At 65.3% G+C, this 13,385-nt stretch carries 8 protein-coding genes; 2 read left to right on the top strand and 6 right to left on the bottom strand.

What is annotated here, in order from left to right:
* The 6 genes from H8B02_RS37405 to nirB form a co-directional block, all read right to left on the bottom strand.
* A partial coding sequence (locus H8B02_RS37405) for a thiamine pyrophosphate-binding protein (RefSeq protein WP_249795574.1) occupies window positions 1-517 on the bottom strand: 517 nt, incomplete at its 3' end.
* On the bottom strand, window positions 514-2,043 hold the full coding sequence (locus H8B02_RS37400; protein ID WP_229170792.1) for a flavin monoamine oxidase family protein: 1,530 nt from the start codon (window positions 2,041-2,043) through the stop codon (window positions 514-516). The genes H8B02_RS37405 and H8B02_RS37400, both read right to left, overlap by 4 nt.
* 14 nt (window positions 2,044-2,057) lie before the next feature.
* Entirely contained in the window at window positions 2,058-5,387 is a 3,330-nt protein-coding gene (locus tag H8B02_RS37395; protein WP_229170791.1) for an AAA family ATPase, read from the bottom strand.
* 408 nt (window positions 5,388-5,795) lie between these two features.
* Complete coding sequence (locus H8B02_RS37390; protein WP_229170790.1) at window positions 5,796-8,459, bottom strand: nitrate reductase; 2,664 nt, start codon at window positions 8,457-8,459, stop codon at window positions 5,796-5,798.
* Between the two features lie 21 nt (window positions 8,460-8,480).
* Window positions 8,481-8,810, bottom strand: coding sequence for a nitrite reductase small subunit NirD (gene nirD / locus H8B02_RS37385; protein WP_229170789.1), 330 nt, complete (start codon window positions 8,808-8,810; stop codon window positions 8,481-8,483).
* Window positions 8,807-11,266, bottom strand: a complete 2,460-nt coding sequence (gene nirB, locus H8B02_RS37380) for a nitrite reductase large subunit NirB (protein WP_229170788.1) — start codon at window positions 11,264-11,266, stop codon at window positions 8,807-8,809. Before nirB ends, nirD begins: the two co-directional genes overlap by 4 nt.
* A 585-nt stretch (window positions 11,267-11,851) precedes the next feature.
* Between nirB and H8B02_RS37375 the strand changes: the two genes are divergently transcribed.
* Window positions 11,852-13,162 carry a nitrate/nitrite transporter gene (locus H8B02_RS37375; protein ID WP_312001508.1) on the top strand — a complete coding sequence of 437 codons (1,311 nt, stop codon included), beginning with the start codon at window positions 11,852-11,854 and terminating at the stop codon, window positions 13,160-13,162.
* Window positions 13,163-13,192: 30 nt separating this feature from the next.
* Window positions 13,193-13,385 (top strand): hypothetical protein (locus tag H8B02_RS37370; RefSeq protein ID WP_229170787.1); only part of this gene is annotated, 193 nt, incomplete at its 3' end.

Below are 13,385 nucleotides of genomic sequence, written 5' to 3'. Positions count from 1 at the left end.
CGTGCAGATCTTGCGGCAGGCTCAGGAACACTGGCCGCGGCGCGTCGCCCACCATCGTGCGCAAGGCCACATGCAAATGATGCGGCAGCAGACTGACCGCCGGCACTTCCTGAGCGAACGCTGTCACCGGCCGCATCAGGGCGACGTCGTTCATGCCCGTACCGCTGCCGTCCTGGAATGAGCCGCGGCCTTCCCAGTCGCTCTGCACTTCGCCGGTCACGGCGAGGATCGGCGACTCGTCGGCATAGGCATTGGCGAGCGCCGCTACCAGATTGGCCGCCCCCGGCCCGCCGATGCCGAGGCATACGCCAAACCTGCCGCTTGCCCGCGCATAGCCGTCCGCCATGAAGCCCGCACCGCCTTCATGGGCGGCGACGATGGCTTTCACGCCGGTGACGTCACCGAACTCGGTGAGGAAGCCGTCGATCAATCCGCCGGGCACCATGAAGACATGGCTGATGCCTTCCTGCTTGAGCGCGCCGAGCACGAATTCGATGGCGTTGGGTGACTTGATCATCGCATGACACCCAGTTGGGCTGCGGCCGGCTTGCGCCCTTCGCTGACCGCCAGCGCGGTACGCACGCCGGACTCGATGGCGCCTTCGATCCACGCATGCTTGAGCGAGGTGTGCTCACCCGCGAAGTGGATCTTGCCGCCTTCCGGCTCGAGCAGGTAGGGCATCAGCATCTCGAACTGCCCCGGCGCAAAGATGGCCGCCTCGCCGCACGCGAAAGGATCCTGCATCCAGCTCTTGCTGGTGCCACCCACATACAGTTTACGCACGCCCTCGCCGTGCAATGCGCAGACACCGTCCAACGCGAACTGCAGGCGCGTGGGCTCCGTCAGCGAGTCCCAGCGCAAGGCGTCCTCGCCCCAGACGTAGCTCGCGAGCACAACGCCGCCCCGGTCGGAGCCCATGTCGTGGCTCGGGTAGTAGATGTAGCGGTTGGCAAGGTCGGTGATGGAGCCCCCGCCGTAGATGTCGTCGTCCTGCTCCCAGAAGCGGCGGCTGAATTCGAGCAAGACCTTGGTGGCGGCGTCATAGTGCAATTCGCGAATGGCGCGCCGGCGCTGCGGCACGAACAACGGGTCGGTGTGCACGAATCGCAGGCTGGAAAAGGGGATCGCGACAATGGCCGCGTCGCCCTTGAAGGTCTCGCCACTGGTTGTACGCAGACTGACGCCGCTACCGTCCCAGCTCAGCGCGCTCAGGCGCTGGCCAAAGCTGATGCTGTCTTTCAGCGCCGGCAGGAAGGCCTGCGGCAACAAGTCGTTGCCGCCGGGAATTTGCCAATAGCGAACCTTGTCATTGATGATGGCAAGCTCGATGAAGGCCTGCACGAAGGACGTCATCAATCGCGATTCCAGGTTGTTCAGCACGACGATCATCTCGATCGCCTCCTCGGAATACAGCGTCTGTTCCTTCAGGAAGCGGCGCACCGAGAATTCGCCGAAGCGCTCGATCACCACCGGCCATCGCGACGCCGGATCGGCCTTGATGAAATCGCGCAGTGGCGCCAGCGCGGCGTCCAGCATTTGCTGCGCGGTCTGGCCTTTCTCGCCCGGCGGCAGCGGGAAGTTCAACTGGCCGGCGGTGTAGGCGCTACGCCTGATCTTCACGCCATTGACGAACAGCCATTCATTGTTGCGCGACACCGGGTCGGCAGCGTCGCGGGTCGCGGGGTCGATGTCGACGTTGAAGAAGGGTTCACGCGGCAGCTTGAACAGGTCGGCGAATGCGCTCACAAGCTGGTGCTGACTCGGGATCCGCATCGCGCCTGCTTCGGCATAGAGATCGCCGCTGAACGAGCGAAAGGTGTGCACGCGGCCGCCGACATAGTTGTTGGCTTCCAGAATGCGCACGTGGTGGCCCGCGTTGCGCAAAAGAAGCGCCGCGGTCAGGCCGGCCAAGCCGGCGCCGACAATGATCACGTCCTGCGGGCGCGCCGGTCGCGGCAATCCCCGCTGGACGATCTGGACGTACTCTTTGATGATCGGGTCCAGCGCCTCATCGCCCAGATCATGCAGCAGCGACTCTTCCATGGCGTTATTTCCCTTTATGATGCTTGGAGCAGCGTACGGGCTTCGCGTAGATCCGGTTCGTCATAGCCTTCGGTGAAGGCGGAACACGCGGCTTGCAGTTGATGCCCGTCGCACCGTCCCCGGTGATGGCGCTCCAGGCGATAGAGGCTCATCGCCGCGCGCAACTCGAGTGACCGGTTATTCTGCCGACGCGCCAGGGCCAGCGCCTGGTGCAGGCTGTCCCGCGCGGCATCCGCCGCGCTGGCGTCTTCGGCGAGCAGCAGTTCGGCTTTCAGGCGCAGCAGTTCAGGTTGCCAGCGGCGCTCGAGGGTGTGCTCGATCCGCTCCAATGCGTCGGTCACGGCGCGCAACCCCGCGGCCGCTTCGCCGTTCTTGAGATACAGCTCGGCCAGCATAGCCAGGTAGTTCGGCTGGGCCAGTTCGGCACCGGTCGCCTGCACCGCCTCGATGCCGCGCAGCATGGTGCGGATGCCTTCGGCCGTGTGGCCTTCTTCGCCCAACAGCCAGCCCTGAAGCACGGAGCCCCGCGCTTCCCAGTAGGAAAAGCCGCGCTCGGTGGAGCAGGCCATCAACTGCTGCAGGCAATCACGCGCCCGATCCGCGGCCCGTCTGAACTGATGCAGCAGCGACGCGTAGTACAAGGCGTGGGCGAGGCTCGGCAGATGCGACAACTCGTGCGCCAGACGCACGGATTCCTCGCTGCGCATCAGGGCCTGGTCGGCCAGGCCCTGATGCCACAGGGCCCAGGCGCCGCAGGAAAGACTGGTGATGCGCGGGTCGCTGGCCGCTGCACTCACATGCTGCCGCGGGTCGTACAGCGCCACGGCTTGTTCCAGGTTGGCGGTGGCGGGCTCGATCTCGCCCTGGTAGTACTGAGTGGTGCCCATCGCATAACGCGCCATCGACCACTGTGTGTCGACACTCGATTCCTCAGCCGAGGCGATGAGTTGCTCGGCGAGACCGCGCGAGGTGGCCAGGCGGGCACGGTTCAAGTAGTAGCGCCACAGCCCGAACAAGACAGTGAACCGCTGCTCGGCCTCGCCCAATTCGTTCGCGAGTTCGCGTGCCCGCTCGTAGGTTCGCTCGACCTCCGGCGCCGCATAGCCGCGCGCCGCCATCAGCGCCGGTCCGAGACCGAGCCTCACCTCAAGCTCCTGTTTGGACCGCTCGGACCCCGCCGGTAAGCCGTCCAGCAATCCCAGCGCCGCATTGAACTGGCTGATAGCCTCGCGATGCGCCGCGCGCGCTACTGACAACTGCGCCGCGCGCTGCCACTGCGGGATGGCCTGTGCGGCCAAGCCGGCCTCGGTGTAGTGATAGGCCAGCACCTCGGGTTGCCCCTGCGTAAGGGTGGCGAAGCTTTCCACCAGGACCTGGGCGACGCGCTGGTGAAACAGCTGGCGCGTGCTGCGCAGCAAGGAGCCATAGGCGGCGTCTTGCACCAGCGCGTGCCTGAAGGTGTAGGTGGCGCTCGGCGGCAGGCCGTGTTGCTGCAACACCTCGGCGACGACAAGCTGCTGCAACGACTGACGCAACGTCGCCTCGTCCATTTTCGCCACTGCATGCAACAGGTCGTAGGCAAAACTGCGCCCCAGCACGGCGCCAAGTTGGGCCACAGTTTTGGCCGTCGATAGACGGTCCAAGCGCGCCATCAACGAGTCATGCACCGTGGCCGGAATGGCCAGTGGGGTAAGCGGCCCCACGAGTTCGTAGCGCTCGCCAAGGTCCCTAAGCAGACCGAGCTCCATCACCGTCTTGGTCAATTCTTCGACGAATAGCGGCACGCCATCCGTCTTCTTGATGATCTGCTCCAGCACCTCCGCCGGCAGCGGCTTGCTACCCGTCACCTGCAACACCAGCTGGCTGATCTCGCTGCGCGCCAACCGGCCGAGGCGCAGCGCGTTGACCTGCGGCCGCGCACCCCAGGGCGGCTGGAAGTTGGGTCGGGCCGCGGTCAGCAACAGGATGTTGGCCGTGGGCACCTGATCGATCAGCAAGCCCAAAAGTTCCAGCGTGGAAGGATCCAGCCAATGCAGATCTTCGACCACAAGCAGGACCGGTTTGTGTGCGGCAAGCGCCAGCAACAGGGTGAGGATCGCTTCCAGCGTTTCCTTTTGCGTGCCGGCCGTCGCGGCGGGTTGGCCAGCTTCGCTGGGGAGGGACAGCAATCCCGCGAACACGTTCACCATGCGGGCGTCGCCGAGACCATGCATGGCGAGGCCTTGATGCAGCTTGGTTAGGCGCGTCGGCGCATCATCGCTGGGCTCAAATCCCAGCAGCCCTTGCAGGAGATCGATGACCGGGTGCAGCGCGGTGTTCTGGTGGTACGCCGAGCCGCTGGCCGAGAAGCACAGCGCGTGACCGGCCGACACATGGGCGCGCAGCATATGGACCAGGCGCGACTTGCCGATACCGGCCTCGCCGCTGAGGCAGACCACCTGCCCCGTTCCTTCCACCACCTGGGCCCAGCGGTCTTGCAGCAGCGAAACCTCGCTGTGCCGCCCGACCAGGGCCGTTAATCCCGCGGAGGTGGCGGCTTCGAAGCGGCTGGCCGTCTTGCTTATGCCGCGGATGCGATAGCCATGCGTGGGGGGCGCGATGCCCTTGAGCGTCAGCTCGCCCAAATCCTCGTAATCGAACGTGCCTCCGGCCAGGCGGCGCACCTGCTCGCTCACCACGATACTGCCGGGGTGGGCTACGCTTTGTAGCCGCGCGGCGAGATTTGGTGTGTCGCCGACCACCGGATGCTCCTGCGCAGAGCCTTGTCCAATGAGGTCGCCGACCACCACGACCCCGGTCGCAATACCGATGCGGATTTGAAGCAGGTCGGCGGCCCGCGTCTCCAGCCCGGCAAGGACGGCAACGATTTCGAGACTGGCGCGCACGGCGCGCTCGGCATCATCTTCATGCGCGAGCGGATAGCCGAAATAAGCCACGATACCGTCGCCCAGGAATTTGGCGACGAAACCTTCATAGCGCGCGATGACGCCCGAGCACGCGTCCTGATAGGAGCGCATCACCTCGCGCATGTCCTCGGGATCGAGCCGCGCCGACAGTGCGGTCGAGCCAACCAAATCGCAGAACATGACAGTCAATTGACGACGCTCCGCGGCGTCCCGCGGGCTCGGCTCGGCCGACGTCGGTTGCGAAACCTCCGCCTTTTCCGTGGCGCTCAATTTCGCGATCGCCTTGAGGAGGCGCTTGCGGTGCCCCAACGGCACGCCGAGCTTCTCAAAATCGATCTCAGTCAGCTCAAGCAGGACTTCGGCATCGATTTCATTCGCCCGGAACAGCGTTCCATATTGTTCGAGGCCCAGCTCCTGCAACCATCCCTCGACATCCATGGTCGCGTCCCAATTGGTCTCAAAATCTCTTGCCGTAATATCCTATTGTGTGCTGCTGCTTTCGTAGCTCCACGATCGCCTGCAGCGGGAGCTTCATCAGGCCGGCCTGACCTTCGGTCACATGCCGGCCATCAGCCTTAAATCATTGGCGCACGCAACTTGGCACTTCGATCGAAGTGCTGGAAAATTGATGAATGTGTACGGAATCAACCGAAACCTGATGGAATCGCAACTGCAGCGCCAGATACTGCAAACCGTATTTTTTATTGCGGCTTCCATCTGAACGAACGCTATCTGAAGTTTCTTGAGGAAACTATTGCACGTCTTCCGGCAATACGCAATGAATACAGCCGCTTCGCACTTTCCGGATCATGCGTTCATTCGCTCGGCTCGCGCGGGCACCGAGCCTCAGGACGCGATCGCCTGCCGCGGCGGGACGGTGGCGCCGATCAGCTTGCCGATCTCGGGCTTGCAGCCGCCGCAATTGGTGCCGGCCTTCAGGCAGCGGCCGATCGCCTCGACGCTGCCGGCGCCCTTCCTGATCTCGGCGGTGATCTGGTGCCGTCCGACGCTGAAGCAGGAGCAGACGATCGGCCCGACATCCTCGCCCGCGCCAAACGGCCGCCCGGCCAGCAGCGCCATCCGCGCATTGGCCGACAATTGTTGCTCGGCGAACAACCCGGCGAGCCACGCCCGCGACGGCAGCACGTGATCGGGCGCGATGAACACGCAACCCTCGAGCCGGCCGTCGCGCACCGCCGCGTAGCGGAAGCGGCCCGCCGCCGGATCGCGATAGGCGATCCATTCGATCTCGACGCCTTCGAGGCCGAGCTGCGCCCGCGCCCAATCGCGCCAGCTCTCCGGGCGTACGTCGAGCGCGAGCTCCAGCCGCGTGCAATCGCCGGCCTTGCCGTAAACCCAATAGCCGGTTGCCGGACGCTTGATTGCATCGCGGCTCAGGATGAAGGCGTGCCATTTCGGCGCGTAAGGATCGGCCTTGACCGGCGTGTGCTTGGACTCCGGCTGGCCGGACAGCGGATCGACCGCCGGATTGACCAGCGCGTTGACGCGCCCCTCGCCGGCGAATTCCTCGTTCCAGTGCATCGGCACGAACACGCAGCCGCGGCGCTGGTCGGCGCTGACCACGACGCGCGCAATCATCTCGCCCCAGCTGCTCGTCAGCCGCGCCAGCCCTTCGTTCTGCAGGCCGGCCTGCCGCGCATCCTCGGGGTGGAATTCGGCATAGGGCTCGAAGATATGCGACAGCAGCCGTCCGGTTTTCCCGGTCCGGGTCATGGTGTGCCACTGATCTCTGATACGGCCGGTGTTGAGCACCAGCGGAAAATCGCGGCTGGTCGCATGCCGCGCCGCGCGCGGCGCGACCGGCACGAAACACGCCTTGCGGTCGGGCGTGAAGAATTTCTGGCTCTCGAACATCCGCGGCGTGCCGGCCGGATGGTCACGCGTCACTGGCCACTGTACCGGCGCCAGCGCGTCATAGGCACCGTCATCGAGCGCAGCCAGCGCCGAGATGTCGAAATCGCGCTGGCCGTTATTCTCGAAGCCCGACAGTTCGGCGTGCTCGCGGAACACCTCTGCGGCTGACGCGTAATCGAAGCCGGAATAGCCCATGCGGGCGGCGACGTCGCAGATGATGCGCCAGTCGGCGCGCGCCTCGCCGGGCGCGGCGAGAAACGGCCGCTGCCGCGAGATCCGGCGCTCGGAATTGGTGACGGTGCCGTCCTTCTCGCCCCACGCCAAGGCCGGCAGCAGCACATCGGCATGCCGCGTGGTGTCGGTGTCGCGCATGCAATCCGTCACCACGACGAGCTCGCAGGCGTCGAGGGCGGCGCGCGCGCGGTCGGCATCTGGCAGGCTCACCACCGGATTGGTCGAGATGATCCACACCGCCTTGATGCGGCCGTCGGCGATCGCATCGAACATGTCGACCGCCTTCAGCCCGCCCTTCTCCGCAATCACAGGCGCGCGCCAGAACCGCTGCACCAGATCGCGATGCGCCGGGTTATCGAGCTCCATATGCGCGGCAAGCTGGTTGGCGAGCCCGCCGACCTCGCGGCCGCCCATCGCGTTGGGCTGGCCGGTGAGCGAGAACGGCCCCATGCCGGGACGGCCGATGCGCCCGGTCAACAGATGGCAATTGATGATGGCGTTGACCTTGTCGACGCCGCTCGACGACTGGTTGATGCCCTGCGAATACAGCGTGACGACGCGCTCGGTCCGGGTGAACCAGTCGAAGAACAGCCCGACAGCGCCTTCGCTCAGCCCACACGTCGCAGCGGTCTGCGCCAGGGTCTGGCCGGCCACCTGCTTGAGGGCGTCGACGATTCCCGTCGTGCAATTGCCGACAAAGCCGCGATCGACCGCATTGCTGCCGGCAAGGAACGCGAACAGCCCATTGAACAGCACGGAGTCGCTGCCCGAGCGCAGCGGCAGATGCAGATCGGCGCCCTCGCAGGTCGCGGTGCGGCGCGGATCGATCACCACGATCTTGCACGCCGGGTTCTTCTCCTTCGCCGCCAGCATGCGCTGGTGCAGGATCGGATGGCACCAAGCGGCGTTGGAGCCGACCAGCACCAGAAGGTCGGCCTGCTCGAGATCCTCGTAGCAGCCCGGCACGGTGTCGCTGCCGAACGCACGCTTATGCCCCGCGACGCTGGAGGCCATGCACAGCCGCGAATTGGTGTCGATATTGGCGGTGCCGACGAAGCCCTTGGCGAGCTTGTTGATGACGTAATAGTCCTCGGTCAGCAGCTGGCCGGAGACGTAGAACGCGACTGCGTCGGGTCCGTGCTCGCGGATGACCCGGCTGAAGCCATCGGCGACACGATCGAGCGCGTCATCCCAGCCCGCCGGCGCGCCGTCGACGACAGGCTCGAGCAAACGCCCGTCGAGATCGATGGTCTCGGCGAGCGCCGAACCCTTGCTGCAGAGCCGGCCGACATTGGCCGGATGCTGCTTGTCTCCCTCGACCCGAACGGCGCCCGCCGCGTCCCTCGACGCGATGACGCCACAGCCGACACCGCAATAGGGACACGTGGTCTTGACGGACATGGCTGGCCGATCCTTGCCCGCTCAGCTCACCGCAGCCGCCTGCCGCACCGACAGCCAGACAACGCCGTTCTCGACCTTGGCCAGATGAGTATGCGTGCAGCCTTCATCGGGCGCGACCGCCTGCCCGCTCGCCAGCTCGATGACGAAATTATGCAGCGGACACGTCACGCGCTTGTTGTGCACGATGCCTTGCGACAGCGGCCCGCCCTTGTGCGGGCAGCGGTCGTCGAGCGCGAACACCTCGTCACTCTCGGTCCGGAACACCGCGATGTTGCCGGCCGGCGTGCGCACCACGCGCGAGCCGAGCCGCGGAATGTCGTCAAGCGCGCCGATTTCGATCCAGCCGGTCATGCGAGCTCCAATTCGGCGAGAGGCGCGAACTCGTTGCGGTCGACGCCGCGGCTGGCGCGCTCGGCCCACGGATCGGTCTGCGCGAACTGCTGCGAATGGGCAAAGCGGGCGAACAGCGCCTTGCGGTTCGCGATGTCGTCGACCACCCGCTTCCTGATCTGCTCGAGACCGACGCGGTCGCACCATTTGTACATGCGCTCCAGATACCAGCCCTCCTCGCGGTAAAGCTGGGTCAGCGCCACGATCACCTCGAGGGTCTCGTCCTCGGTCTCGACCTTGGTCAGGAACTCGGTGCCCTTGATGTGCAAGCCCGCGGCGCCGGCGAAATGGATCTCGTAGCCGGAATCGACGCAGACCACGCCGACGTCCTTACAGGTCGCTTCCGCGCAGTTCCGCGGGCAGCCGGAGACGCCGAGCTTGACCTTGGCCGGCGTCCACGAGCCCCACATGAACTTCTCGAGCTTGACGCCGAGACCGGTGGAGTCCTGGGTGCCGAAGCGGCACCATTCCGAGCCGACGCAGGTCTTCACCGTGCGCAGGCCCTTGGCGTAGGCATGGCCCGACACCATGCCGGCGTCGTTGAGATCGGCCCACACCGCCGGAAGGTCTTCCTTCTTGACGCCCAGCAGGTCGATGCGCTGACCGCCGGTGACCTTCACCGTCGGGATGTTGAACTTCTCGGCGACATCGGCGATGGCGCGCAGCTCGCCCGGTGTGGTGACGCCGCCCCACATCCGCGGCACCACCGAATAGGTGCCGTCCTTCTGGATGTTGGCGTGGACGCGCTCGTTGATGAAGCGCGACTGCTGGTCGTCGCGATATTCGCCCGGCCAGGTCGCGAGCAGATAGTAGTTCAGCGCCGGACGGCAGGAATGGCAGCCGTTGAGCGTCTTCCACTCCATGAAGCGCATGACGGCGGGAATGGTCTTGAGCTGCTGCTCGACGATGACGCGGCGAACGTCGTCGTGGCTGTGATCGGTGCATTTGCACAGCGGCTTGACCTTCGGCGCCGCCGAATAGTCGCCGCCGAGCGTGAACGCCAACACCTGCTCGACGAGGCCGGTGCAGGAGCCGCAGGACGACGAGGCCTTGGTATGGGCACGGACGTCGTCGAGCGTGAACAGCTTCTTCTCGGAGATCGCCTTGACGATCGCCCCCTTGCAGACGCCGTTGCAGCCGCAGATCTCGGTCTCGTCGCTCATCGCGGCAACCGAGTTCTGGCCGTTGACGCCGCCGTCGCCGAGATTGGCGGCGCCGAACACCAGCCGCTCGCGCATGTGCGAGACGTCGGTGCCGTCGCGCAGATGCTGGAAGTACCAGGGGCCGTCGATGGTGTCGCCATAGAGCACGGCGCCGACGATCTTCTTGTCCTTCAGGATGATGCGCTTGTAGACGCCGCGATTGGCGTCCTGCAGCACGATCTCCTCCTTGTCCGGCCCCGGCGCGAAGTCGCCGGCCGAGAACAGGTCGATGCCGGTGACCTTCAGCTTGGTCGAGGTGACCGAGCCGTCATAGGTGGCAAAGCCCTTCATCGCGAGGTGGTTGGCGCAGACCTTGGCCTGGTCGAACAGCGGCGCGACGAGACCGTAGGTCTGGCGGCGGTGCTGCACGCATTCGCCGACCGCATAGATGCGGCCGTCATAGGTCTGCATGGTGTCGGAGACGACGATCCCGCGCTCGCAATAAAGCCCGGCCTTCTTGGCGAGCTCGAAGTTCGGGCGGATGCCGACCGCCATCACCACGAGATCGGCCGGCAGCTCGGTGCCGTCGCCGAAACGCACGCCGGTGACGCGGTCCTCGCCCAGAATCGCCTGGGTCTGCGCCGGCATCTTGAACACCATGCCGCGCTCTTCCAGCGACTTGCGCAGCAGTCCGCCGGCCACCGGATCGAGCTGGCGCTCCATCAAGGTGTCGAGCAGATGCACGACCGTGACGTTCATGCCGCGCTTCATCAGCCCGTTGGCGGCTTCGAGGCCCAACAGGCCGCCGCCGATCACGACGGCGTTGCGATAGTCAGTCGAGGCCTTGATCATGCGGTCGACATCATAGATGTCGCGGAAGCCGATCACGCCCGGCAGGTCCTTGCCCGGCAGCGGCAGCATGATCGGGTTTGAGCCGGTCGCGATCAAAAGGCGGTCATAGGGCACGCGATCGCCGGCATCGGTGACGACTTCGCAGGTCCGGCGATCGATCATGCTGATCGTCTCGCCCTTGCGCAGCGTGATGTTGTTGTCCTCGTACCAGTCGACGGTGTTGAGCATGATGTCGTCGACCGTCTTCTCGCCGGCTAGCACCGGCGACAGCAGGATGCGGTTGTAATTGCCGTACGGCTCGGAGCCGAACACCGTGATGTCGTAGAGATCGGGGGCGCGCTCGAGCAGCGCCTCTACCGTGCGGATGCCGGCCATCCCGTTGCCGATCACCACGAGCTTCTGCTTGGTCACTTTGTCGAGCATGGTCTGCCTTTCAATTCCGACGGCGCTATCCAGCGACGCGGTGTGCGTCGTTGATGGGCACCGATAAAGGTTTGGAGTTGCAGGAAGCCCAGCCGCGGGCGCAGACCGTCTTCGATGACGACCGATGTTCCGTCACCGATTCGGATTCAAAACGCGTGCCAACTCGCGGCGAACGAATCTGACTGTGAAATCAATGAGTTTTCGGCAATCTCAAACCAACCGGGCAGCACGCCGCACGCCGGCTGGTCGAATTTTTAGCCACGCCGATGATCTCTTGTGCATCATAGCATCACTCAGCGCCACGGCGATCGCGAACCCGCCATTGATGCGCCATCGCGTGCCGACGACGCATCGCACAAGAAAGCATCAGCGTGCGCGTTTGCGCGGCGGCGCTTGCTGCAAGCCACGCCCATTCCGATCGCCGGACTCGGTTCGCGATCTCGCGGCAACGTCTTGCGAGTGCAAGGCAAAGCGACGCGATCGATTCGATGGCACGCAAATTGCTGACCTGAACTCTTGACGGAGTGCGCCTCAACGGCGAGCGCGCTTACGCATTCACCCACATTCGATTTATCTGCGCCCGAGATGACCGCACGTGTGCGGCTGTCTCCGCCGCATCACCGCGAGATGCTTGCGATGAAGCTAGCCGAGTTCAAGAAGGCAGGTCACTGGCCGACCCTGCTCGCTGCGTTCCTGTACTTCGACATCAGTTTCATGGCGTGGGTCGCGCTCGGACCGCTGATCGTCTACATCGCGCGCGACATGAATCTGGCCGTGAACGAGAAGTTCACCCTTGTCGCCATCCCCGTGCTCGCCGGGGCGCTGTTGCGCGTGCCGATGGGCATTCTGGCCGACATCATCGGCGCCAAGCGCACCGGCATCATCGCCCAGCTCGTCGTCATCGCCGCGACCGCGTCGGTGTGGCATTTCGGGTTGACCAGCAAACTCGCGATCGAGCTGTTCGGGCTTGCGCTCGGCGTCGGCGGCGCCTCGTTCGCGGTCGCCTTGCCCCAGGCCAGCCGCTGGTACCCGCCGCAATATCAGGGCGTGGTCATGGGAATTGCCGGTGCCGGCAATATGGGTGTCGTGCTCGACACGCTGCTCGCACCGAGCATCGCCGAACATTGGGGCTGGCAGGCCGTGTTCGGATGCCTCTTGATTCCGATGCTGATGGTGCTCGCCTATTACGCGTTCGCGGCCAAGGACGCGCCGGGCGAGCGCAAGAAGATCTCGCTGAAGGCCTATGGCGCGCTGCTGAAGGATTCCGACAGCCGCTGGTTCATGTTCTTCTACTTCATCACCTTCGGCGGCTTCGTCGGCCTCGCCAACGCGCTGCCGCTCTATTTCACCGTGCAGTATCATGTCTCGGGCGTGGCGGCCGGCATGCTGGTCGCGCTGATCGTCGCGTTCGGCTCGGGATTCCGCCCCGTCGGCGGCATGATCGCCGACCGCATCGGCGGCATCCGTTCGCTGTCGATCCTGTTCGGCGTTGTTGTCGCCGCCTATCTCGTGATCGCCTTCATGCCGGAGGGCCCGACTGCGCCGGCAGCGAGCGGCTGGGCATTGACCGAGCTGCCGCGGATCGCCTGGGTCTCGGTGCTGCTGTTCTCGATCGGCGTGCTGGCGCTCGGCATGGGCAATGGCGCGGTATTCCAGCTGATCCCGCTGCGCTTCCGCCACGAGACCGGCTTGATGACCGGGCTTGTTGGCTGCGCCGGCGGCGTCGGCGGCTTCTTCCTGGCGCAGACGCTCGGCTACGCCAAGGGCATGACTGGCGGCTTCGGCGCCGGCTTCCTGTTCTTCGGCGCGCTGGCGTTGCTTGGCTTCATCGGACTTGCGATGGTCAAGGTCCGCTGGCGCACCACCTGGGGCGCGGTGTCGGGAGCGCGCGTCTGACGGCTCCCTCTGGAGAGGACGGGCTCGGACGTGGCGAACGGCGCGCAACGACATTTGCCGCGAGACCTGCAAAGGGATCTCGGCGTTCGCGTAGGCTTTGCCAGCGAGACCGGCAAGCGCGCCGCCAATGAGGACTATGTCGCGGCTTGTCTCGGCCAGCCGGGCACGCTTCACCGCGACGTGGTGGCCGCGGTTGCCGATGGCGTCGGCGGCCACAAGGGCG

This window comes from Bradyrhizobium altum (genome assembly GCF_020889705.1).
In the GTDB taxonomy this organism is placed as follows: Bacteria; Pseudomonadota; Alphaproteobacteria; order Rhizobiales; family Xanthobacteraceae; genus Bradyrhizobium; species Bradyrhizobium altum.
Note: the sequence above shows the minus strand (reverse complement) of the source record. Positions and strands in the feature narration are given on the sequence as shown.

Excerpts from the sequence above, each read along its gene's own strand:
- H8B02_RS37400 (WP_229170792.1), bottom strand. The coding sequence starts at position 2,043 with ATGGAAGAGTCGCTGCTGCATGATCTGGGCGATGAGGCGCTGGACCCG.
- H8B02_RS37395 (WP_229170791.1), bottom strand. The coding sequence starts at position 5,387 with ATGGATGTCGAGGGATGGTTGCAGGAGCTGGGCCTCGAACAATATGGA.
- H8B02_RS37390 (WP_229170790.1), bottom strand. The coding sequence starts at position 8,459 with ATGTCCGTCAAGACCACGTGTCCCTATTGCGGTGTCGGCTGTGGCGTC.
- nirD (WP_229170789.1), bottom strand. The coding sequence starts at position 8,810 with ATGACCGGCTGGATCGAAATCGGCGCGCTTGACGACATTCCGCGGCTC.
- nirB (WP_229170788.1), bottom strand. The coding sequence starts at position 11,266 with ATGCTCGACAAAGTGACCAAGCAGAAGCTCGTGGTGATCGGCAACGGG.
- H8B02_RS37375 (WP_312001508.1), top strand. The coding sequence starts at position 11,852 with ATGACCGCACGTGTGCGGCTGTCTCCGCCGCATCACCGCGAGATGCTT.